The organism is Pseudomonas sp. AC193 (genome assembly GCF_979258075.1).
Genome location: NZ_OZ409832.1, coordinates 152,584 through 174,892, shown reverse-complemented (window position 1 = coordinate 174,892; position 22,309 = coordinate 152,584). Strand labels below are relative to the sequence as shown.

General features: G+C 58.7%; 24 protein-coding genes and 1 pseudogene. 5 read left to right on the top strand and 20 right to left on the bottom strand.

The window, feature by feature from the left end:
- Nucleotides 1-35: 35 nt before the first annotated feature.
- Genes ACZZ0D_RS00820 through ACZZ0D_RS00795 form a run of 6 tightly spaced genes read right to left on the bottom strand, consistent with a single transcriptional unit; the run spans nucleotide 36 to nucleotide 5,643 of the window.
- The gene (locus ACZZ0D_RS00820) at nucleotides 36-437 is read right to left on the bottom strand and encodes a type IV pilin protein (RefSeq protein ID WP_159815269.1); all 402 of its coding nucleotides are present in this window, start codon (nucleotides 435-437) and stop codon (nucleotides 36-38) included.
- 15 nt (nucleotides 438-452) lie between these two features.
- A complete protein-coding gene (locus tag ACZZ0D_RS00815; protein ID WP_463552241.1) occupies nucleotides 453-3,536 on the bottom strand; it encodes a pilus assembly protein in 3,084 nt (1,027 codons plus the stop codon).
- Nucleotides 3,523-4,002 (bottom strand): pilus assembly PilX family protein, encoded by a 480-nt coding sequence (locus ACZZ0D_RS00810; RefSeq protein ID WP_159815271.1) that lies wholly within the window; start codon nucleotides 4,000-4,002, stop codon nucleotides 3,523-3,525. The genes ACZZ0D_RS00815 and ACZZ0D_RS00810 overlap by 14 nt, the downstream gene beginning before the upstream one ends.
- An 11-nt stretch (nucleotides 4,003-4,013) precedes the next feature.
- The gene (locus ACZZ0D_RS00805) at nucleotides 4,014-4,727 is read right to left on the bottom strand and encodes a PilW family protein (RefSeq protein WP_463552240.1); all 714 of its coding nucleotides are present in this window, start codon (nucleotides 4,725-4,727) and stop codon (nucleotides 4,014-4,016) included.
- Nucleotides 4,724-5,173: a type IV pilus modification protein PilV gene (gene pilV, locus ACZZ0D_RS00800; RefSeq protein ID WP_053123960.1), complete on the bottom strand. Its 450-nt coding sequence runs from the start codon at nucleotides 5,171-5,173 to the stop codon at nucleotides 4,724-4,726. Before pilV ends, ACZZ0D_RS00805 begins: the two co-directional genes overlap by 4 nt.
- Nucleotides 5,170-5,643, bottom strand: coding sequence for a GspH/FimT family pseudopilin (locus ACZZ0D_RS00795; protein ID WP_463552239.1), 474 nt, complete (start codon nucleotides 5,641-5,643; stop codon nucleotides 5,170-5,172). The genes pilV and ACZZ0D_RS00795 overlap by 4 nt, the downstream gene beginning before the upstream one ends.
- Before the next feature lie 130 nt (nucleotides 5,644-5,773).
- Between ACZZ0D_RS00795 and ACZZ0D_RS00790 the strand changes: the two genes are divergently transcribed.
- Entirely contained in the window at nucleotides 5,774-6,343 is a 570-nt protein-coding gene (locus ACZZ0D_RS00790; RefSeq protein WP_463552238.1) for a GspH/FimT family pseudopilin, read from the top strand.
- Here ACZZ0D_RS00790 and ispH read toward each other — a convergent pair.
- From ispH to murJ, 6 genes and pseudogenes are all read right to left on the bottom strand, one after another.
- Nucleotides 6,300-7,244, bottom strand: a complete 945-nt coding sequence (gene ispH, locus ACZZ0D_RS00785; RefSeq protein ID WP_463552237.1) for a 4-hydroxy-3-methylbut-2-enyl diphosphate reductase — start codon at nucleotides 7,242-7,244, stop codon at nucleotides 6,300-6,302. The genes ACZZ0D_RS00790 and ispH overlap by 44 nt on opposite strands.
- A gap of 191 nt (nucleotides 7,245-7,435) precedes the next feature.
- Nucleotides 7,436-7,873, bottom strand: a complete 438-nt coding sequence (gene fkpB / locus ACZZ0D_RS00780; protein ID WP_178087437.1) for an FKBP-type peptidyl-prolyl cis-trans isomerase — start codon at nucleotides 7,871-7,873, stop codon at nucleotides 7,436-7,438.
- Between the two features lie 7 nt (nucleotides 7,874-7,880).
- A complete protein-coding gene (gene lspA, locus ACZZ0D_RS00775) occupies nucleotides 7,881-8,393 on the bottom strand; it encodes a signal peptidase II (protein WP_053123968.1) in 513 nt (170 codons plus the stop codon).
- Nucleotides 8,386-11,218: pseudogene (gene ileS, locus ACZZ0D_RS00770) on the bottom strand (isoleucine--tRNA ligase). The gene lspA and the pseudogene ileS overlap by 8 nt, the downstream one beginning before the upstream one ends.
- 13 nt (nucleotides 11,219-11,231) lie before the next feature.
- Nucleotides 11,232-12,170, bottom strand: a complete 939-nt coding sequence (gene ribF, locus ACZZ0D_RS00765) for a bifunctional riboflavin kinase/FAD synthetase (RefSeq protein WP_038361708.1) — start codon at nucleotides 12,168-12,170, stop codon at nucleotides 11,232-11,234.
- A gap of 129 nt (nucleotides 12,171-12,299) precedes the next feature.
- Nucleotides 12,300-13,838 carry a murein biosynthesis integral membrane protein MurJ gene (gene murJ, locus ACZZ0D_RS00760; protein ID WP_053123974.1) on the bottom strand — a complete coding sequence of 513 codons (1,539 nt, stop codon included), beginning with the start codon at nucleotides 13,836-13,838 and terminating at the stop codon, nucleotides 12,300-12,302.
- A gap of 252 nt (nucleotides 13,839-14,090) precedes the next feature.
- On the opposite strand from murJ, the gene rpsT reads away from it, so the two are divergent.
- Nucleotides 14,091-14,363, top strand: coding sequence for a 30S ribosomal protein S20 (gene rpsT, locus ACZZ0D_RS00755; RefSeq protein WP_003228351.1), 273 nt, complete (start codon nucleotides 14,091-14,093; stop codon nucleotides 14,361-14,363).
- Between the two features lie 182 nt (nucleotides 14,364-14,545).
- Here rpsT and ACZZ0D_RS00750 read toward each other — a convergent pair whose 3' ends face one another.
- The 5 genes from ACZZ0D_RS00750 to rplU form a co-directional block, all read right to left on the bottom strand.
- Entirely contained in the window at nucleotides 14,546-15,013 is a 468-nt protein-coding gene (locus tag ACZZ0D_RS00750) for a CreA family protein (RefSeq protein ID WP_053123976.1), read from the bottom strand.
- 10 nt (nucleotides 15,014-15,023) lie between these two features.
- Nucleotides 15,024-16,142 carry a glutamate 5-kinase gene (proB, locus tag ACZZ0D_RS00745; protein WP_053123978.1) on the bottom strand — a complete coding sequence of 373 codons (1,119 nt, stop codon included), beginning with the start codon at nucleotides 16,140-16,142 and terminating at the stop codon, nucleotides 15,024-15,026.
- 137 nt (nucleotides 16,143-16,279) lie between these two features.
- Nucleotides 16,280-17,503: an Obg family GTPase CgtA gene (gene cgtA / locus ACZZ0D_RS00740; RefSeq protein WP_426619104.1), complete on the bottom strand. Its 1,224-nt coding sequence runs from the start codon at nucleotides 17,501-17,503 to the stop codon at nucleotides 16,280-16,282.
- Between the two features lie 193 nt (nucleotides 17,504-17,696).
- Nucleotides 17,697-17,954 carry a 50S ribosomal protein L27 gene (gene rpmA / locus ACZZ0D_RS00735; RefSeq protein WP_003176049.1) on the bottom strand — a complete coding sequence of 86 codons (258 nt, stop codon included), beginning with the start codon at nucleotides 17,952-17,954 and terminating at the stop codon, nucleotides 17,697-17,699.
- Between the two features lie 34 nt (nucleotides 17,955-17,988).
- Nucleotides 17,989-18,303 (bottom strand): 50S ribosomal protein L21, encoded by a 315-nt coding sequence (gene rplU / locus ACZZ0D_RS00730; protein ID WP_003176051.1) that lies wholly within the window; start codon nucleotides 18,301-18,303, stop codon nucleotides 17,989-17,991.
- Nucleotides 18,304-18,543: 240 nt separating this feature from the next.
- On the opposite strand from rplU, the gene ACZZ0D_RS00725 reads away from it, so the two are divergent.
- From ACZZ0D_RS00725 to ACZZ0D_RS00715, 3 genes are all read left to right on the top strand, one after another.
- Entirely contained in the window at nucleotides 18,544-19,512 is a 969-nt protein-coding gene (locus ACZZ0D_RS00725; protein ID WP_053123982.1) for a polyprenyl synthetase family protein, read from the top strand.
- 144 nt (nucleotides 19,513-19,656) lie between these two features.
- The gene (locus ACZZ0D_RS00720; protein ID WP_053123983.1) at nucleotides 19,657-19,998 is read left to right on the top strand and encodes a zinc ribbon domain-containing protein YjdM; all 342 of its coding nucleotides are present in this window, start codon (nucleotides 19,657-19,659) and stop codon (nucleotides 19,996-19,998) included.
- 207 nt (nucleotides 19,999-20,205) lie between these two features.
- A complete protein-coding gene (locus ACZZ0D_RS00715; protein ID WP_053123985.1) occupies nucleotides 20,206-20,463 on the top strand; it encodes a PA4570 family protein in 258 nt (85 codons plus the stop codon).
- A 131-nt stretch (nucleotides 20,464-20,594) separates the two neighbouring features.
- Here the strand turns inward: ACZZ0D_RS00715 and ACZZ0D_RS00710 are convergent, their stop codons facing one another.
- The 3 genes from ACZZ0D_RS00710 to ACZZ0D_RS00700 form a co-directional block, all read right to left on the bottom strand.
- A complete protein-coding gene (locus tag ACZZ0D_RS00710) occupies nucleotides 20,595-21,212 on the bottom strand; it encodes an FKBP-type peptidyl-prolyl cis-trans isomerase (protein WP_008078561.1) in 618 nt (205 codons plus the stop codon).
- Between the two features lie 122 nt (nucleotides 21,213-21,334).
- On the bottom strand, nucleotides 21,335-21,640 hold the full coding sequence (locus ACZZ0D_RS00705) for a DUF6482 family protein (RefSeq protein ID WP_053123987.1): 306 nt from the start codon (nucleotides 21,638-21,640) through the stop codon (nucleotides 21,335-21,337).
- 134 nt (nucleotides 21,641-21,774) lie between these two features.
- Nucleotides 21,775-22,263 (bottom strand): TIGR00645 family protein, encoded by a 489-nt coding sequence (locus tag ACZZ0D_RS00700; RefSeq protein WP_053123989.1) that lies wholly within the window; start codon nucleotides 22,261-22,263, stop codon nucleotides 21,775-21,777.
- Between the last annotated feature and the right edge of the window lie 46 nt (nucleotides 22,264-22,309).

The following is a 22,309-nucleotide window of genomic DNA, read 5'->3' as shown; positions in this document are numbered from 1 at the left end:
ACAGTGGGCGCAAAAGGCGCCCGAAAGAAAGCGCCTCAGCGGCCCCAGCAATCCTTGGTGGTCAACCCGGTGGTCGCGTTGTTCATGCTTCTGACACCGGTGTTGGTCAGGGTGAAATCCCCGCACTTGTCGGTGGCCATGGTCGTACCGGTTTTACGGGTCGCGGTCAGCAGGAAAGTCTGATCAGCGATGGTCGGGGTGATGGTGTAGAAATCATTGCCCGTGCTGAGCCCGGTGATGCCGGTGTAGACATTGTTCTTGGTGTAGAAGCGTTCGAGGGACTGCGCCTGCTCCGAGAGTAACGACACCACTTCAGCGCGGCGGCCCTTTTTCAGGTACTCGGTGTAGCTCGGTGCGGCGATGGTGATGACGATCCCGATAATCGCAATCACGATCATGATTTCGATCAGGGTGAATCCGCGGTTGGATCTGCGCATGCCTCAAACTCTCACTTACTGTATTTGTCGCCACATGATACGACGGCTGCCGCCGCCGGGTTTTTCCACCAGTGTGGTGATGCCGCCACTGGAGTCGTTCACGATCTTGCGGGTTGCGCCGTTGACGATGGCGTTCAGGGTCGGAATACCGCCGGTGAACACCACGCCACTGGAAATCGTGTCGTTGCTGTCGACCACGCCATCGGCGTTGGTATCGAGCACCGCGTAGTTGAGCATCTTACCGCTGAACGCATCGAGTTCGACCAGTTTGCCGGTGCCGAAACTAGAGCAGGGATCAGTGGTATCGATGCTGGCGGTGGTAAAAATGATTCGCCCCAGCACCAGACTGGCCTGATTGATCACCCGCTCGCCGGTCAGCGCGTTGTTATACACCAAGGGCAAATACCAGCCCTTCTCCGCCGGGTACGTCGTGTCATTCTGCGAGGTGGTCACGAATTGCCCGGTACTGCCCGAGAACACGCCCGTGACTGCCTGCGCCTGCAAACTGCTGACGGTCAATTGCCCGGAACCGCCATCGGCATCCCACACCGAGTAGAACGCCTGCAAATCCTTGTTGGTTTTGTCGGCCGTTTCGTTGAATTTTCCGGTGCCGAAGAAAATCTGTTTGCCGCCGACTGAGTTGTCCGCCAGTAACGGTTGCGCGGTGATCGGCTGAGTCGCGCCGCCCGCCGTGGTGAACAACGGTTTGCCGGAAAACGCCACGCCCCAACTGTCGGTCGACGTCGCACTCAGGTCGAATTTCCACAGACGCCCTTTCAAGTCACCGCCGTACGCGGCCTGCACGACATTGGAAGAGTTGACCTTGAGCTTCACCGAGGACAAACCGTTGGTGGTTTCCGTGCTGTCGATGACGATTTTCTTGATCAGCGAGCCGTCGCGTACATCCAGCACATACAGCGCGGCCACACCAGAATTGCTGCCGTAACCGTTGGAAATAAACGCCGCCCAGCGCCCGTCGGCCAAGCGTGCCACTTCTGGTCGGGCGTAGGCGTAACCCAGATCATTAAAAGCGTTGGCGCTGTTGGCGGTGGTCGGCGCACTGACCTCCCATAACGCCTTGATCACATTCCCCGCAGAAGCATCAAATAGTTGCAGCCCGTAAAACGTTTTTCCCCCGGCACCGGTGCCTCCAATGGCCAGGGTTTTCCATGAGGTGCCGGACTGCGCGTCGAACACTCCGACTTGCCCGTCGACGAGAAACTTGTGGCTGACGCCATTGATGTAGGTCGGATCAGCAATCAGCCGTAGCGACGGCAACACACTGGATGGCATGTAGGCGTAGCGCCGGGTGCCATTGGCCGAGTTGATGATGTTGACGAATCCGTCGTTGGCATTCACCACCAGATTGGCGTTCATGTTCGCGGCTTTGGTCGTCAGATAAGCGCTATAAGTGCTATCGCCGGACAAGTCGGCAGCGGTCTTGTCCGTGGGGGCCGCCAGCACCAATGGCGAATTGATGATGTCGCCGAGTAATACGTTGCGAACCTTGAGCCCGGTTTTGTTGGTGCCTTTGCTCCACTCCACCAGATCATTGCCGGTGATTCCGGTGGGCAGACTCTGACTGAGCGGGTTTTGTTGCGCTGGGGAAAAGTTGCCGTAAGCCAGTGTTACGGCGGCATTGCTTGCGGTGTTCCAGGATTGGTAAGTCGGCGCAGTCGTTCCGGGCACGATGGTCGTATCAGTCGTCCAAAGCGTGGTCGACGTATTCACCGCCCCGGAAGACGTGAAGCCGAAAGACTTGATGGTGCCGCGCCAATCCTTGGGGTCGTAACTGGTCTGGAAATAGCTGGTGCCGCTCGCCAGCGTGGTGCCGCTGGCGACGCCGCTGCCGCCGGAGCCCGCCTTGGAAGTGATATCACTCAACGCCGACGACAGCGCCGCATTCAGCCCCGTGCTGTCCGTCGCCTGATAATACTTGCCCTGCCCATAACTGGCCGCATCCGACAACATGTCGTTGGCCGCTGTGAAACCGACTGTGTAGGTGTTCATGTTCTGCTTGGGAAAATCCACCGCGTTCCAGCTCTTGCCCGCCGCGTCGGTGCCGGTCGAACGCATGTCGATGTCGAAGGCGAATTTGGCGATGTCGTCCAGATACAGCGTGTCGCCCTCATTGTCGCCATTGAGGTTATTGCCGTCATTATTGACGCCATCCCAGTTCGGCAATCGGCTGCCGCCCAGCGGGTCGTTGGTCGGGAAGGTTCGGTCAAACGTCGGCAAACCATCGGTGATCACCACGCCGTAGTTTTTCTGGCAGCGATACTGAATCGGGCTGGTGTAGGTCGTTGGCGTGCTGTTGTAGTACGGCGCCATGCCGCGCATATAGCGGGTGATCTCGTAATAGGTTTCCGCCAAGGGCGTGTTGGCCACGGCGCTCAAAGCGTTGATCGATGAGATGAGCGCGTTGTAGTTGGTATCCGCCTGGGCCTGAGTCACGCTGCCGGAGACCGGTGCCAGATCGCTGATCGATCGCGCGATGTACCCGCCATTGCCGGAGTTGTTGCTGGTGGCCGGATTGAAGGTCGACAGACCCATTCGCAAGGTGCGGTTGCTGGTCACCAGTGCCGTCGACACGTTGCGCGCCACGTTGATCCGGTAATCGTTGGGAATCGCCCCGGTGGTGAAATCGCGGGTGCCGTTGTTGATGGCCAGACTGACCACGTAAGAAATGTAATCGCCCGAATAACGCGTGTTGCCGCTGCCCACGGGATCCGGCAGTTTCAGGCACAGCGGCGCGATGCTGTTGTTGTAGAACGCATAGGCGCCACCGGAACAGCCGGATGTCGGCAGGCTCGACAGAAAGATCGTGTCACCGGTGATCGCTGTCGAACTCAGACACAAGCCGAGCAAGGCGTTGCATTGTCGTGCGGGTGTGGGATTGTCGGCGGGGTTGAAACCGGACGCATAAATGATGCTGTTCATGCTCCCCGAATCATCGATCAACAGCATCACGTTTGGCGGAACCGCTGCAGCGCTCAACAACGGCGAATCCGACGGCGTGAACGCATACGCCGGTGCCGTCAGATAAAAGCTCAGCAACAGGCCGAGCAGCAGCGATCCATAGCGCTCAATACTTCGCATAAACACTCTCCACCACGCTGCGCGAAGTGCCGGCGATGCCGACCGCAGTAACCCGATACAACGTTGCCGAGGTATTGCTCGGCACGTTCACCGCCGTGAGTGTGGTGCCAATGTTTTGCACACCATAGAAACCATTTCCGGTCGCGATCCACGTCACGCCCGAGGTGGAATTGAGCCCTGCCGCACTGACCACCGAAGATTCCGCCGGCGGCGCGCATTGCGTCGTGCCGCTGCACACCGCCAAGGTGTAAGTATCGAGCTGCACCGCGCTTTCCCCCACCCGCAACGCCGCTTCCGCAGTCTGAAACGACTGATTACGCAAACTCACACTACCGGCCATTTTTTCCTGCAGGTTGGCGCTCTGCATCGACGACAAACCAATCAGCGTCAGCAGCAACAAAAACACCAGACTGACCAGCAACGCCATGCCGCGCTGGGCCTTCCTGTTGTGCAGAGAAATCCGCATTACCCTGGCCCTCACTGCAAGCGGTTGCGCAAAGCGGCAACCACGTTGAAGGTTTGTGGGGCGACCCGGCTGTTGGGGTCGAGCAGGGTCAGGCTCAGGCGCACACTGCGGATGCGTGCCGGATCGCTAGGGTTGGCGCTGTAAGTTGAAGCGGCCACATCGGTCGCAGAACTCGCCAGGCCGAAGGTAACGGTGAAAGCACTGACGTTGTTCACCAGCACCTGCTGGGTCGGCGTGCCGCTGCCGGTGCCCATGAGTATCTGGTTGTTGCTGAAGCTGTAGATCAATCGGCGAATCGGAAAGGCAATCTGTCCGGTCGCCGCCGCTCGTAAACCGGTATACGCCGTGGCGCTGTTGCGGCAATCGGAGAGCACCGTCCAGGTCGGCGTGCCACCACCGCTGCCGATATCGGCGGTCACCAGCGTCAGTTTGAGGTTGGCGTTATCCCAGCCGATCGGAGCGATCTGCGCGGCATTGAAATCCCCGGCCGTGCTCGAATCGGTAATCGTGCCGAGGCAACCGAACATGCCCACCATGCGGATTTCCTGAATCATTTTGCTCAGCACAAAACGCGCGTCCTCCTGTATCGCGGCGGCGCTGTTCTGACTGACATAGGTATTTTTCGCCGCGATGAAAATCTGCACGACACCCAGCACGATGATCAGACCCAGCGCGAGGGCGACAAGCAATTCGATCAGGCCGAAACCCCGATTATCGCGCCTCATGGCGTGGCCACCGGATCAACCGCCGCACGGCTGCTGAGGACGAAACTGCGCGGCGCGCTGGCGGTGTTGGCGGCCCGCGCGTCACTCCAGTTGATGGTGATGGTGTACACCCGCTGATTGAGCGTGATGCTGCCGGTAGCGGTGGGCCCGCCGAAAGCAATGATGTTGGTGGTGAAATCGTAGAGATCCTGATCGCGAGCGACGCTGAGATTGCCCGAGGTCGGCGGCGTCACGGTGTAGTCGGCGCCGGAGTTGGCGCGAATGCGATCCATCATGTCATAGGCGATAAAACTGGCCTGACTGGTCATCCGCGAGCTGTCGGTGTACTTCAGCGCATTCAGTTGCACCGCCGCCGCGCCCAACAACCCGACGGTCAGAATCAGCAACGCGACCAGCACTTCGATCAGCGTCATGCCCTCCTGTGCGTGTTGACTCCCTGCCCTCATCCGCAAATTCCACCCAATTGAATTCGTCCGTTCAAACACACGTTCAGCGTCCTGCTTTGCGTGCCCAGCGTGTAACTGATGACCACCGCCGTGGACGGTGCCGCCAGACCGCCGAGATTGTTGAAATCCAGCGCGGTCAATCCAGAGGGTAGCGCCAGAGTGGCGCCGCTGCTCATCGCTGGAACAACCCGCAATACATTCGCCGGCGTGCCAGTACTGTCGTAAACCGCCAATTCACCCATCCAGACGCTGCCGCCGGCGCTCGGGCGCAAGCGAGTGGTCACGCCACGATCAATCGCTTCAAGCCGGGCAAAATTGATTGCCCGTTGCAGATCGCCCATTTCGGTATCGGCCTTGCTGCTCTGGATCGACTTGGTGAACGCCGGCACGGCAAGTGTGATGAGCAACACGAAGATCGCCATCGCCACCAGCAACTCGATCAGCGTGAAACCTTTTGTACGAAGATCCATCGATGCCCTCCGTTGCCGTCGGCTATACCTGCTTCTACACGCTAGAACATTCAACCGACCCGCGTCGGTTGATTTGCCCTGCGCGGCGTAAGGATCGCGCCGCTCATCACACTCCACGGAGGGAGTTTTCATGACGCAACACGGTTTCAGCCTGATAGAACTGCTTATGGGACTGGCGATCGGCGCAATTGTTCTGCTGTTGGTCAATCCGGCGTTCGCAACGCTGCGCGAATCGAACCAGCGGGATCTGGCCGCGCAGTCGCTGCTCGACGGTATTCGCAACGCACGCAGCCTGGCCATCACGCGCAATCAGAGCGTGGTGATTCATGGCATCAACGGTGACTGGAGTCAGGGCTGGCGGATCATTGTGGATATCAGCGGCAGAGGATCTGCGGACAGCAGCAATCCCTTGTTGGCAGAACGTGCGAGTGACGCGAGGGTGCCGATTGTCGGTAATCGATCAGTGAGTCGATACGTGCGCTTCAGCAGTCTGGGACAACCGCTGATGCCCGGGCGGGCGTTTCAGGCAGGGACATTACATATTTGCTCGGCTCACGAGCCGGTCAGCCAGCGCCAAGTGGTACTGGCGGCGACCGGTCGCGTGCGCCTGAGCAGCAAAAGCGCTGAACAGGCGTTGTGTCAGAAACCCAAAAACGTCAGATCGAACGAACGCGCAGCTCTTTCGGCATCGAGAACGTGATGTTCTCTTCGCGCCCGGCCAGCTCATCGGCGCCGGTCGCGCCCCAGGCTTGCAGTTGCTGAATCACGCCACGCACCAGCACTTCCGGTGCTGAGGCACCAGCGGTGATGCCGATACGCTCGACACCGTCGAACCAGCTCTCTTGCAGATCTTCGGCGCCGTCGATCAGGTAGGCCGGGGTGGCCATGCGCTCGGCCAGTTCGCGCAAGCGGTTGGAGTTGGAACTGTTCGGGCTGCCGACTACCAGAACCACGTCGCACTCGTCGGCCAGTTGCTTGACCGCGTCCTGACGGTTTTGCGTGGCGTAACAGATGTCGTCCTTGCGCGGGCCGCCGATAGCCGGGAAGCGTGTGCGCAAGGCATCAATGACGCGACTGGTGTCGTCCATCGACAGCGTGGTCTGGGTGACGAAAGCCAGTTTTTCCGGGTTATGCACCTGCAATTCGACGACGTCTTTTTCGTCTTCAACGAGGTAGATCGCGCCGCCATTGCTGGCGTCGTACTGGCCCATTGTGCCTTCGACTTCCGGGTGACCGGCGTGGCCGATCAGGATGCACTCACGACCATCGCGGCTGTATTTCGCGACTTCGATGTGCACCTTGGTCACCAGCGGACACGTGGCGTCGAAGACTTTCAGGCCACGGCCAGCGGCTTCGGTACGCACGGCCTGGGAAACACCGTGGGCACTGAAAATGACGATGACGTCGTCCGGCACCTGATCCAGTTCTTCGACGAAAATCGCGCCACGACTGCGCAGGTCTTCAACGACGAACTTGTTGTGCACCACTTCATGGCGCACGTAGATCGGTGGCCCGAAGACTTCCAGGGCGCGGTTGACGATTTCGATCGCCCGGTCCACACCGGCGCAGAAGCCACGGGGATTGGCGAGTTTGATTTGCATGCTGTGCCTCGTGTCTTGCGCGCGAAATATAGGTACGTCCTGCTGATCGAGCACAGAGCTCAAAAACAGCAAAAATCTAATGTGGGAGCGGGCTTGCTCGCGAAAGCGGTGTGTCAGACAACATCCAGGTTGAATGTCAGTCAGCATTCGCGAGCAAGCCCGCTCCCACATTTTTGACCGCGTGCGGTCAGTTATAGCGCTTTAACGGAAATGATTTCCACGTCAAAGGTCAGCGTCTTGCCTGCAAGCGGGTGGTTGAAGTCGATGGTCACTTGCGTGTCGTCGAATTCTTTCACCACGCCCGGCAGCTCAGTATTGGCCGCATCGTTGAAGATCACCAGCAAACCCGGTGACAGCTCCATGTCGACGAACTGCGAACGCGGGATGATCTGCACGTTCTGCGGGTTCGGCTGGCCGAAAGCGTTTTCCGGCTCGACGGTCAGCGTGCGCTTGTCGCCGGCCTTGAAGCCGAACAGCGCCGCTTCGAAACCCGGCAGCAGGTTGCCGTCGCCGACCTTGAAGGTCGCCGGGGCTTTGTCGAACGTGCTGTCGACGGTGTCGCCGTTCTCCAGGCGCAATGCAAAGTGCAAAGTGACTTCCGTGTTCTGGCCGATGCGTTGCTCAGCCAATACCTGTTCAGTCATGAACGGCCTCTTCGGTTTTCTTGGTTTTGAACATGTCCAGTGCCAGCATCACCGCGCCAACGGTAATCGCGCTGTCGGCGAAGTTGAACGCCGGGAAGTACCAGCGGTTCTGCCAGTGCACCAGAATGAAATCGATCACATGGCCCAAGGCAATGCGGTCGTACAGATTGCCCAGCGCGCCACCCAGCACCAGCGCCAAAGCGACGGCCAGCCAGGTTTCATTGCGGCCCAGGCGCTTGAGCCAGACCACCAGCACCGCACTGACCACAATGGCGATCAGGGCAAACAGCCAGCGCTGCCAGCCGGAGCTGTCCGCGAGGAAGCTGAAGGCAGCGCCGGTGTTGTACGCCAGCGTCCAGCTGAAGTAATCAGGAATGATCACGATCTGCTGGAACATTTCGAGCTTGCCTTCGAAGTAAAACTTGCTGGCCTGGTCAATGACCAGAACCAGCAAACTCAACCAGAGCCAGCTCAACCGTCCGAAACGGCCAACGGCATTAGGCATAGTGACGAACCTCGCCAGCGCCGCTGATGTTGTCGACGCAACGACCGCAAATTTCCGGATGCTCCGGGTTCACGCCAACGTCTTCACGGCAGTGCCAGCAACGGGCGCACTTCGGGAAGGCCGATTTGACGATCTTCAGCTTAAGGCCGCTGACTTCAGTCACGACCGCGTCTTCAGGTGCGCTGACAAAAGGCGCAACACTGGCGGTCGAAGTGATCAGGACAAAGCGCAGTTCGTTGCTCAGCTTGGCCAGATCGGCGCTCAGGGCGTCTTCGGCGTACAGCGTCACTTCGGCTTGCAGGTTGCCACCGACGGCTTTCGCTGCGCGCTGGATTTCCATTTCTTTGTTGACCGCTACTTTGACCGCCATCACGCGTTCCCAGTAGTCGCGGCCCAGTTCAACGTCAGCTGGCAGTTCGGTCAGGCCTTCGTACCAGGTGTTGAGCATGACCGATTCGTTACGCTCGCCCGGCAGGTATTCCCACAGTTCGTCGGCGGTGAAAGCGAGGATCGGCGCGATCCAGCGCACCAGCGCTTCGGAGATGTGGAACAGCGCGGTTTGCGCCGAACGGCGAGCCTTGCTGTTGGCGCCAGTGGTGTACTGACGGTCCTTGATGATGTCGAGGTAGAAACCGCCCAGCTCCTGCACGCAGAAGTTGTGGATCTTCGAGTAGACGTTCCAGAAACGGTATTCGCCGTAGTGCTCTTGCAGCTCGCGTTGCAGCAGCAAGGTGCGGTCGACCGCCCAACGATCCAGCGCGAGCATTTCTTCAGCCGGCAGGATGTCGGTGGCCGGGTTGAAACCGCTCAGGTTCGAGAGCAGGAAGCGCGCGGTGTTACGGATACGACGATAGGCGTCCGCACTGCGTTGCAGGATCTGATCGGAAACCGCCATCTCGCCGGAGTAGTCAGTCGAAGCCACCCACAGACGCATGATGTCGGCGCCCAGGGTGTCGTTGACTTTCTGCGGCGCAATCACGTTGCCCAGCGATTTGGACATTTTGCGGCCGGCTTCATCGACGGTGAAACCGTGAGTCAGCAGTTCGCGGTACGGCGCGTGATTGTCGATGGCGCAACCGGTCAGCAGCGACGAGTGGAACCAGCCACGGTGTTGGTCAGAACCTTCCAGGTACAGATCGGCGCGCGGGCCGCTCTCGTGACCCATCGGGTGCGAACCGCGCAGGACGTGCCAGTGCGTGGTGCCCGAATCGAACCAGACGTCGAGGGTGTCGCTGATCTTGTCGTACAGCGGCGCTTCGTCGCCGAGCAGCTCGGCAGCGTCCATCTTGAACCAGGCTTCGATGCCTTCGACTTCAACGCGTTTGGCGACTTCTTCCATCAGCTCAACGGTACGTGGGTGCAGTTCGCCGCTTTCCTTGTTCAGGAAGAACGGGATCGGCACGCCCCAGTTACGTTGACGCGAGATGCACCAGTCAGGACGGTTGGCGATCATCGAGTGCAGACGCGCCTGGCCCCAGGCCGGCACGAACTTGGTGTTTTCGATGGCTTTGAGCGAACGTACACGCAGGGTGTCGCCGCTGGTTGGCTCTTTGTCCATGCCGATGAACCACTGCGCGGTGGCGCGGTAGATCAGCGGAGTCTTGTGGCGCCAGCAGTGCATGTAGCTGTGTTCGATGACGGTGGTGTGCATCAGCGCACCGACTTCGGTCAGCTTGTCGACGATGGCCGGGTTGGCCTTCCAGATGAACTGGCCGCCGAAGAATTCCAGCGACGGCACGTAAACGCCGTTGCTTTGCACTGGATTGAGGATGTCGTCGTTGACCATGCCGTATTTTTTGCAGGTCACGAAGTCGTCTACGCCGTAAGCCGGAGCGGAGTGAACCACGCCGGTGCCAGCGCCCAGTTCAACGTAGTCAGCCAGGTACACCGGCGACAGACGGTCGTAGAACGGGTGACGGAAGTTGATCAGCTCCAGCTCTTTACCGGTGGTGGTCGCGATGACCGAACCTTCGATGCCGTAGCGCGCCAGGCAGGCTTCAACCAGCTCTTCAGCCAGCACCAGCAGCTTGTCGCCGACATCCACCAGTGCGTAGTTGAATTCCGGGTGAACGTTCAGTGCCTGGTTGGCCGGGATGGTTTCATGGGGTGGTGGTCCAGATCACGATCGAGGCAGGTTTGCTCAACGATGGCAGACCGAACGCGGCAGCCAGTTTGGCTTCGTCAGCGATCGGGAACGCAACGTCGATGGTCGAGGACTTTTTGTTCTCGTACTCGACTTCCGCTTCGGCCAAGGCCGAACCGCAGTCGAAGCACCAGTTCACAGGCTTGAGGCCCTTGAACACGAAACCGCCCTTGACGATTTCCGCGAGGGCACGGATTTCACCGGCCTCGTTCTTGAAATCCATGGTCTTGTACGGGTTGGCCCAGTCGCCCAGCACGCCGAGACGGATGAATTCGGACTTCTGCCCTTCGATCTGCTCGGTGGCGTAGGCACGGCACAGTTCGCGGGTCTTGTCCGCGCCCAGATTTTTGCCGTGGGTCACTTCAACCTTGTGCTCGATCGGCAGGCCATGGCAGTCCCAACCCGGAACATACGGCGCGTCGAAGCCCGACAGGGTCTTCGAGCGGATGATCATGTCCTTGAGAATCTTGTTCAGTGCGTGACCGATGTGGATCGTGCCGTTGGCATACGGAGGGCCGTCATGCAGAACGAACTTCGGACGATCCTTGCCAATCTCGCGCAACTTTCCGTACAGGCCAATACTGTCCCAGCGCTGCAGAATCTGCGGTTCGCGCTGTGGCAGGCCGGCCTTCATTGGGAAGGCGGTGTCCGGAAGGTTAAGCGTGGCTTTATAGTCGGTCATTTAAGGCTCTTCATTAGCGATGGGCGCTAGGTGCGGCTAGTGCACGGGCGGTGGCGACATCCGCATTGATCGCCGTTTTCAATGCCTCCAGGGAGGCGAAGCGCTGCTCTTCACGCAGCTTTTGGTGGAAAACCACCGTCAAACGCCGGTCATACAGATCGCCGGCAAAATCTAAAAGATGGACTTCAAGGTGGGCCTTGCCATCACCTTGTACCGTAGGCCGCACGCCGATATTGGCGACGCCGGGCCAGGTCTTGCCGTCGATATCGACATCCACCAGATAGACCCCGGTGAACGGCACGCGACGACGCTTGAGTTGAATGTTGGCAGTGGGCGTGCCCAATTGCCGGGCCAGTTTTTGGCCATGCAGCACGCGACCGGCGATCCGGTACGGGCGACCGAGCAAACGTTCGGCCAAGGCAAAATCGGCGGCGGCCAAGGCATTGCGCACTTGCGTGCTGCTGACGCGAATGCCGTCCAGCTCGACGGTTTGCGCCGCTTCGACGGTAAAACCGTGAACCTGCCCGGCCTGCATCAGGAAATCGAAATCACCGAGGCGGTCGCAGCCAAAGCGGAAATCGTCACCGACTTCCAGATGCTGCACGCCGAGGCCATCCACAAGGATGGTGTCGACGAACTCACTGGCGCTGAGTTTGCTCAAGCGCTGATTGAACGCCAGGCACAACACCCGGTCGACGCCTTCGGCGGCCAGCAGTTGCAGCTTGTCGCGCAACCGGGCCAGACGTGCCGGCGCGGTCTCGGGGGCAAAGAATTCCCGTGGCTGCGGCTCGAAAATCACCACGCAGCTGGGTACGCCCAACTCGAGCGCACGCTCACGCAGTCGGGCCAGGATAGCCTGGTGACCACGGTGAACACCGTCAAAGTTGCCAATAGTGGCGACGCAGCCCCGATGCTGGGGGCGCAAGTTGTGGAGGCCTCGAACCAGCTGCATAACGCGCTTCTTGCTCATAAAGTGGTCGATTATAACCACACCCGACGGCCGACGACAGGCAACACCGTAACGCAAAGTGAACGAGCCGACAAAACTGCCGGCCCGCGCCCATCCATAAAGAGAAAAACCTTAGCTCAAGGCCTTGCGATTGAAGTCGCGCAGGCGGAAACCGAGCAGCAGCAACATACCGAAATAGGACACCACGCCCGCCGCGACCAAGGCGCCCAGACGCAGGAAGCGCTCAAGCATGTGCCCTTGATCCCATGGCGGCATGAAATGCATGCCGATCAACAGCACCACGGACATCACCGCCACCGCCACCACCAGTTTGAAACCGAACTTGGCCCAACCTGGCTGCGGCTGATACATCTGCTGCTTGCGCAGTTGATAGAACAGCAGCCCGGCGTTGAGGCAGGCACCCGCACTGATGGCCAAGGCCAGACCGGCGTGAGCCAGCGGGCCGATCAATACCAGGTTGAACAGCTGGGTAACCACCAAAGTGAAAATTGCGATTTTCACCGGGGTCCGGATGTTCTGTTGCGCATAAAAGCCCGGCGCCAGCACTTTGATCACGATAATCCCGAGCAGGCCGACAGAATAAGCAATCAGCGCACGTTGAGTCATTTCTGCGTCGAAGCCACTGAACTGACCGTACTGGAACAGCGACACGGTCAGCGGCTCGGCGAGAATCCCCAACGCCAGCGAGCACGGCAGCACCAGCACAAAGCACAGACGCAGGCCCCAATCGAGAATCCGCGAATACTCGTGACGATCCTTGCTCGCATAGGTTTTTGCCAATGTCGGCAGCAAAATCGTGCCCAACGCCACGCCAAGTACGCCGGATGGCAACTCCATCAAACGGTCGGCGTAGTACATCCACGACACCGAACCTGCGACCAGAAACGAGGCGAAGATAGTGTTGATGATCAGCGAAATCTGGCTGACCGAGACGCCAAGGATGGCCGGCAGCATCTGCTTCATCACCCGCCACACGCCGGTATCGCGCAGGTTCAGACGCGGCAGCACCAGCATGCCGATCTTTTTCAGGTGCGGCAGTTGATAGAGCAGCTGCGCCAGACCACCAACCAACACCGCCCAGCCAAGGGCCATGACCGGCGGATCGAAGTACGGCGTGAGGAACAGCGAGAACACGATCATGCTGACGTTAAGCAAGGTCGGCACAAATGCGGGCACCGAGAAACGGTTCCAGGTATTGAGGATCGCGCCGGCCAGCGATGACAGCGAGATCAGCAATATATAGGGGAACGTCACCCGCAACAGATCAGAGGTGAGCTGGAATTTTTCCGGCGTATCGGTGAAACCGGGCGCCGTGGCCCAGATCACCCAAGGCGCCGCGATCATGCCCAGCGCCGTGACGATCGCCAGTACCAGCGTCAGCAGGCCCGACACATAAGCAATGAAGGTACGGGTCGCCTCTTCGCCCTGCTGACTTTTGTATTCGGCCAGAATTGGCACAAATGCCTGGGAGAAAGCGCCCTCGGCAAAAATTCTTCGCAGCAGATTGGGCAGTTTGAAGGCGATAAAGAAGGCGTCTGTCGCCATCCCGGCGCCGAATGTGCGGGCGATGAGCGTGTCACGAACAAAACCCAGAATCCGGGAAAGCATCGTGATAGAGCTAACGGCGGCCAACGATTTGAGCAGATTCATTGAGGGAATTTGTGCCTGTCGATAAACAGCAGGCGAATTAAGCGCCTACTTATGCGATACTCCGCGCCGCAGCAGCACAGAGCCAAAGCTCGCGAGTTTACAGGTCAAGCGCCGGAAATAAATATCCCGCCTCTTTATACCTACCACTTAGCGGAACGATTCAAGTGCCCTTGACAAGACTTCTCTTCATCGGCATGATTCGCGGCCTATTTTGTTTGCTATTTCCTAAAAAGTCTTTCGAGGAGCTCGACGGTGGCCAACTCACCTTCCGCCAAAAAACGTGCAAAACAGGCTGAGAAGCGTCGCAGCCACAACGCCAGCCTGCGTTCCATGGTTCGCACCTACATCAAGAATGTAGTTAAAGCCATTGACGCAAAAGACGCTGAAAAAGCTCAAGCTGCATACGTTCTGGCTGTGCCAGTTATCGACCGTATGGCCGATAAAGGCATCATCCACAAGAACAAGGCTGCTCGTCATAAGAGCCGTCTGAATGGCCACGTTAAAGCGCTGAAAGAAGCTGCTTAATCGACGTAGTCATTAAAAAACCGGCCTTAGGGTCGGTTTTTTATTGCCTGTGATTTAACAAATCCAGCGCAAAAAAAAGTGGGAGCGAGCCTGCTCGCGAATGCGATCTGCCAGTTGATAGCTCTATCGACTGACACGACCTCTTCGCGAGCAGGCTCGCTCCCACATTGGTATCTGCGGGGTTATTGCTGGACGGGCACCCATGGCAGGATCGGGATCGCTGTAACAGCATTCTGCGGGCTGCCTTCGATCAGGCGATCGCTATAGACCAGGTACACCAGCGTATTGCGCTTCTTGTCGAGGAAACGCACCACCTGCATGGTCTTGAACACCAGCGACGTGCGCTCCTTGAACACCTCATCGCCATCCTTCAGATCGCCATTGAACTTGATCGGCCCGACCTGACGACAGGCGATCGATGCTTCCGCGCGATCTTCAGCCAGACCCAAACCACCCTTCACCCCGCCAGTCTTGGCGCGCGACAGGTAGCAGGTCACGCCTTCGACCTTCGGATCATCAAACGCTTCGACCACGATCCGGTCGTTCGGGCCGACGAATTTGAACACTGTCGACACCTGACCGATTTCTTCGGCCGAGGCCAGCAATGGCATCGCCATCAGCAGGCCCAACAATCCTTTTGCTAAACGCATCGAGTTTTCCTTACACCAGGATCAGGTTGTCACGGTGAACCAGTTCTGGCTCCGCCATGTAACCGAGCAAACCGACAATCGCATCCGACGACTGACCGATGATTTTTTGTGCTTCCAGCGCGCTGTAGTTGGCCAGGCCACGAGCGATCTCACGACCGTCCGGCGCCACGCACACCACCATCTCACCGCGACGGAAGCTACCCTGCACCAGTTTCACGCCGACTGGCAGCAGGCTTTTGTTGCCTTTGGACAACGCCGACACCGCACCATCGTCCAGCACCAGCGTGCCGCGCGTTTGCAGATGCCCAGCCAGCCACTGTTTACGCGCCGCGAGCATGCCGCGCTCAGGCGACAGCAAGGTGCCGATGCGCTCGCCCGCTTTCAGGCGATCAAGCACGCGCTCGAGACGCCCGCCAACGATGATGGTGTGCGCACCGGAACGCGCCGCCAGACGCGCCGCGCGCAGCTTGGTCTGCATGCCGCCACGCCCCAACGCACCGCCGGTACCGCCGGCGACCGCATCGAGACTCGGATCATCGGCGCGCGCTTCGTAGATCAGCTGCGCATCCGGATTGTTGCGCGGATCGGCGTCGAACATGCCGTCGCGATCGGTAAGGATCACCAGCAGATCCGCTTCGACCAGGTTGGCCACCAGCGCCGCCAGCGTGTCGTTGTCGCCAAAACGGATTTCGTCAGTCACCACGGTGTCGTTTTCGTTGATCACCGGAATGACTTTCAGCTCGACCAGCGCACGCAAGGTGCTACGGGCATTGAGGTAGCGCTTGCGGTCGGACAAGTCGTCGTGAGTCAGGAGAATTTGCGCCGTGTGCCGGCCATGCTCGGCGAAGCTTGATTCCCATGCCTGCACTAAACCCATCTGACCGATAGCGGCGGCCGCCTGGAGCTCGTGCATCGCGCTGGGTCGCGCGGTCCAGCCCAAACGGCTCATACCGGCCGCCACTGCCCCGGAGGACACCAACACCAGCTCGACGCCCGCTTCATGCAGCGCCACCATTTGCTCAACCCAGACACTCATAGCCGCGCGATCCAGCCCTTTGCCATCTGCTGTCAGCAAAGCGCTGCCGATCTTCACGACCCAACGCTGCGCACCTGTCACCTTGCTCCGCATCATCTTCAACCTTAGCTTGAGGGCAGCGCGACCCAGCGCCGCCCGTGACGTTATTCGTGGCTATGCCTTACCAACGATCGATTTCCAGATACTAAAACGCCGCTCGATTGAGCGGCGTTCAAGTTTATCGCAACGGATCAGTCACGCACGTAAATGATTTCCGGACCGTCTTCGTCATCTACATCTTCTTCGTCCCAATCATCGTCGCCGATGTCGTGAACCGACTTCACGCCGCTGCGGCGCAGGGCACGCTTGTCGTCCAGCGCCTGCAACTGGGCGCGAGCTTCGTCTTCGATGCGTTGATCGAGGTCGGCCAGCTCTTCCTTGTATGCCGGATCGGCAGCAAGGCGATCGGCACGATCTTCCATGTAACGCATGATGTCGTGGCACAGACGCTCGGTACCGATCTTGGCGATAGCCGAAATCACGTAAACCGGGCCAGTCCATTCCAGACGATCAACGATTTCCTTGACGCGCTCTTCGTGCTCTTCTTCAAGGATCTGGTCGCACTTGTTCAGCACCAGCCAGCGATCACGCTCGGCCAGGGACGGGCTGAACTTGACCAGCTCGTTGACGATCACTTCTGCCGCGTCAGGAGCGCTGGCGTCATCCAGCGGTGCCATGTCGACGAGGTGCAGCAGCAGACGCGTACGCGCCAGGTGCTTGAGGAAGCGAATACCCAGACCGGCACCGTCAGAAGCGCCTTCGATCAGACCCGGAATGTCCGCAACAACGAAGCTCTTCCAACGATCGACGCTGACCACACCGAGGTTTGGTACCAGCGTGGTGAACGGGTAGTCGGCGACTTTCGGCTTGGCCGCCGATACCGAACGGATAAAAGTACTCTTACCGGCGTTCGGCAAGCCCAGCAGGCCTACGTCAGCCAGCACTTTCATTTCCAGTTTCAGGTCGCGCTGCTCACCCGGCTTACCCGGCGTGGTTTGACGCGGCGCACGGTTGGTACTGGATTTGAAACGAGTGTTGCCCAGACCGTGCCAGCCGCCCTGCACAACCATCAACTTCTGACCAGCCTTGGTCAGGTCGCCGATGACTTCCTGAGTGGCGGAGTCGATCACTGTGGTGCCAACCGGCACACGCAGGATCAGGTCTTCGCCCTTCTTGCCGGTGCAGTCAGTGCTGCCACCGTTGGAACCGCGCTCGGCATCGAAGTGCCGGGTGTAACGGTAGTCGACCAGGGTGTTGAGGTTTTCGTCAGCCATCATGTAGATGGAACCGCCGTCACCGCCATCACCACCGTTCGGGCCACCGTTTTCGATGAATTTTTCCCGACGGAAACTCATGGCACCGTTGCCACCGTCACCAGCCTTTACGCGAATCGATACTTCATCAACAAACTTCATAACCAACGCCTCTCGCCGTACGGACGAGCCGAAAAACAATCAAGACATAAGACTCTTGCAAAAATGAGCGCAGCGACCCCAAAACACGACCTGCATCGCACGCCGACAGCCCATACAAACAGTTTTGCAAGAGACTCACCCCACAAACGAAAAAGCCCCGTCGCGAGACAGGGCTTTTCCAGCGATTGCGCAATTAAGCTGCGACAACGCTCACGTAACGGCGGTTGAACGCGCCCTTTACTTCAAACTTGATCACGCCTTCGATTTTCGCGAAGAGGGTGTGATCTTTACCCATGCCAACGCCGTAGCCAGCGTGGAATTGGGTGCCGCGCTGACGCACGATGATGTTGCCCGGAATGATTTTCTGGCCGCCATACATCTTAACGCCAAGGCGTTTGGCTTCTGAGTCGCGACCGTTACGGGTACTACCACCAGCTTTTTTGTGTGCCATGAGTCAATTCTCCTAGTGAGGAATTAGGCTGAAATTAAGCCTGAATACCGGTGATTTTGATCTCGGTGTACCACTGGCGGTGGCCCATACGCTTCATGTGGTGCTTACGACGACGGAACTTGATGATGCGGACTTTATCGTGACGACCTTGGGAGATCACTTCAGCCACAACGGTAGCGCCAGCAACAACTGGAGCGCCGATGTTCACGTCATCGCCATTGGCGACCAACAGAACGCGATCAAAAGTAACGGATTCGCCGGTAGCGATTTCCAGTTTTTCGATCTTCAGGTATTCACCTGGGGCGACTTTGTATTGCTTGCCACCAGTAACAATTACTGCGTACGACATGGTATTTCTCCGATAATCCTGCTCACCCAGCTCTTTATAAGAAGAGGTATTGGCTGGCATGGCTGCATAAGGCTGGAAGGCCTGATTGCAATTGCGTAAGGCAGGTGCTGCCCAGGAAGTTCAGGGTGCGCGATTGTACGCAAGCTGTTGAAGTGTTGCAAGAGGCCGTCCATCGCGCCTTGACAGGTCCGGGTGGTGGTCGTAGCATGCCGCGCAACCCTTCTGGAGCAACTGTCTCTGATGCAACCCCAAGCTTTCTACCGCGCGGTGGCGGACGATTTTAACGCCGTCGACGGCATCATCAAGAAGCAGCTGACTTCCCGAGTACCGCTGGTATCGAAAATCGGCGATTACATCACGTCGGCCGGCGGTAAACGCCTGCGTCCTTTATTAGTGTTGCTGTGTGGCAAGGCATTGGGTCGCGAAGGCGACGACATGCGTCTGCTCGCCGCCACCATCGAATTCCTGCACACCGCGACTCTGCTGCATGACGACGTTGTCGACATGTCCGGCATGCGCCGTGGCCGCTCGACCGCCAACGCCATGTGGGGCAACGCCCCGAGCGTGCTGGTCGGCGACTTTCTGTACTCGCGCTCGTTCGAAATGATGGTCGAACTGGGTTCGATGCCGGTGATGAAGATCCTGTCCCAGGCCACGCGCATCATCGCTGAAGGCGAAGTGTTGCAACTGTCCAAGGTGCGCGACGCCAGCACCACCGAAGAAACCTACATGGAAGTCATCCGCGGCAAAACCGCGATGCTTTTCGAGGCTTCGACCCACAGCGCTGCGGCGCTGGCCGGTGCCACAGCTGAGCAGAGCGAAGCCCTGCGCACATTCGGCGATCACCTCGGTGTGGCGTTCCAACTGGTCGACGACCTGCTCGACTACAAGGGCGACGCGGAAACTCTTGGCAAGAACGTCGGAGACGATCTGGCCGAAGGCAAGCCGACCCTGCCGCTGATCTACACCATGCGCGAAGGCACGCCGGAACAGGCTGCACTGGTGCGTCAGGCGATTCAGAAAGGCGGGATCGAAGACCTGGAAAGCATCCGCATTGCCGTGGAAGCCTCCGGTTCGCTGGAGTACACCGCGCAACTGGCCCGCGATTACGTGGCCCGTGCGATCAAGTGCCTCGAAGCGCTGCCGGCCAGCGAGTATCGCGATGCACTGGTTGAATTGAGTGAGTTTGCGGTCGCCCGCACGCACTGAGATCGCTGTAGCAAGATCAAAAGATCGCAGCCTTCGGCAGCTCCTACAGGGGTTGTCGGGGCTGCGATTTTTGCTTTTGACTGCCTGAATAGCTAAAACCCTATACAATGTGCGACTTTTAGCGATCCCTCCCAAGGAGCCTTAGTGAGCACGTTGCCACCCTGCCCGAAATGCAATTCCGAATACACCTACGAAGACGGTACCCAACTGGTGTGCCCGGAGTGCGCCCACGAGTGGTCTGCCAGCGGCGAAGCCGAAGCAGCCTCCGATGACACCGTGAAGAAAGATTCGGTCGGCAACGTCCTGCAGGACGGCGACACCATCACCGTGATCAAGGATCTGAAGGTCAAGGGCACCTCGCTGGTGGTCAAGGTCGGCACCAAGGTCAAGAACATCCGTCTGTGCGATGGCGACCACGACATCGACTGCAAGATCGACGGCATCGGCCCGATGAAACTCAAATCCGAGTTCGTCAGAAAAGTCTGATTGCGCTGTCATCCATCCCGCGCCAGCCGTGGGATGGAGCTTCACCCTCCCCCGCCGTACCTCAATAAATCCACGCAATAGCCAAACGCCAGCCGTTTTGACCTTACGCAATCTTTACCCGGAAAAAATCAGAATCCGCCAATAGGCGCTTGCTATTTCGATAATAAGAATTATTCTCATCAAACACCTTCAATGGAGATGAGAACCATGACTTATTTAATCGACGCTTGGCTGGATCGCCCACACCCTTACCTCAGAATCCTCCATCGGGAAACCGGCGAGGTCTGTGCGGTGCTTGAAGAGGAAGCCTTGCATGAGCTGCAGGATCAAGGGGATCTGGATGTCAGCAGCCTGAGTTCCAGCGAGCCGATGGTGCTCAAGGAACTGGTGCGCAATCTGTTCCTGTTCTGCTATGCCCGGGCGTTGCGCCCGACCCATGAACTGCATCACAAGATCGAAATATGAAACACGGTAAAACTGTAGGAGTGAGCCTGCTCGCGATGGCGGTGTGTCAGACAACAAATCAGTCGACTGAAAAAACGCTATCGCGAGCAGGCTCACTCCTACATTAGCCCGCCATCAAGACAGGCTTGGGATTACAGAACGTCCAGCAGCTCGACGTCGAATACCAGAACGCTGTGCGGCGGGATGCTACCAACGCCTTGCGCGCCGTAAGCCAGTTCGCTCGGCACGTACAGACGCCATTTGCTGCCGGCATTCATCAGTTGCAGGGCTTCGGTCCAGCCGGCGATCACGCCGCCAACCGGGAATTCTGCTGGCTGGCCGCGCTCGTAGGAGCTGTCGAACACAGTGCCGTCGATCAGCGTGCCGTGGTAGTGAGTACGCACCTGGTCTTCACGGGTTGGCTTGGCGCCTTCGCCCTGAGTCAGCACTTCGAATTGCAGGCCGGAAGCCAGAGTGGTGATGCCGTCACGCTTGGCGTTTTCAGCCAGGAATGCCAGACCTTCGCCAGCAGCGGCTTCAGCTTTGGCAGCCGCTTCGGCTTGCATGATTTCGCGGATAACCTTGAAGCTGGCGGACATTTCTTCCTGACCAACACGGCTTTCCTTACCGGCGAAAGCGTCGGTCAGACCGGCCAGGATTGCGTCCAGGCTAACGCCCGGTGGCGGGTTGTCGCGCAGCTGGTCACCCAGCTGACGGCCAATGCCGTAGCTGACGCGGGTTTCGTCGGTGGACAGATTTACTTCGGACATGACACTGCTCCGCTGTGCGGACGGCCACAAGACTTGCCGTGCGTGCACAGCGCGTCCCGGCGCGCCCGGAACCAAAAGGGCGAGCAGACTAGCACAGATGCTTCGGCGATGGGACGCAGCGCCTACAGGGCGGAACGCCAGGCCAGCGGTACCTTCAGACTTTCCTCGCCACTGGCGCCCAGGCCACACATTTCATCATGTACCGAGGTGTGTACGAGGTTGAAGGGCAGCACCGGAAAGGCATGCAGCAAATCTCGCGCATGCTCCACCGAACGCAGCGTCAGCATGTTGCCCTTGGGATCACTCAGCGGATACGCCGCGCCATGCATCCGCGCTTCGAGCAGATAAATCCCGCCCTCCATCGAGATCAGATTCAGCTCATCGACCTTCCTGGCAATGGCAAACGCATTCAACTCTTGCAGGTTCATGTGCGCACCTCTCGCGGTGGCGAATCAGGACATCTACAGGGATATGCCCGCGCGCCCCAAAGCACAAGCCACAAACGACACCGCCCGTCTGTTTCGCAACAGACGGGCGGTGTTTTGCAGCGTTCAACAAACGATCAGTGCTTGGTGAGCTTGTCCAGGTAACCCATGGCGAAGGCCGAGATCACGAAGGTCATGTGAATGATCACGTACCACATCAGGTGCTCGGGATCGACGTTCTTGGCGTCCATGAAAATGCGCAGCAAGTGGATCGAAGAGATCGCCACGATCGACGCCGCGACTTTCATCTTCAGCGAAGACGAGTCCATGGTGCCCAGCCAGCTGAGCTTCTCCTTGCCCTCGTCGATGTCCAGTTGCGAGACGAAGTTCTCGTACCCGGAAATCATCACCATCACCAACAGGCCGCCGACCAGCGCCATGTCGATCAGCGACAGCAGTACCAGAATCAGATCCGACTCGGCCATCGCAAACACGTTGGGCAGGATATGGACGATTTCCTGGAAGAATTTCAGTGCCAACGCGAGCAGACCGAGGGACAAGCCGATGTAGATCGGCGCCAGCAGCCAGCGCGTGGCGTACATTGCGTTTTCGATAAAGCGTTCCATTGAATCTCACACTGGGGGCTGGAAATGGCGGCGAGTATACCAGCCC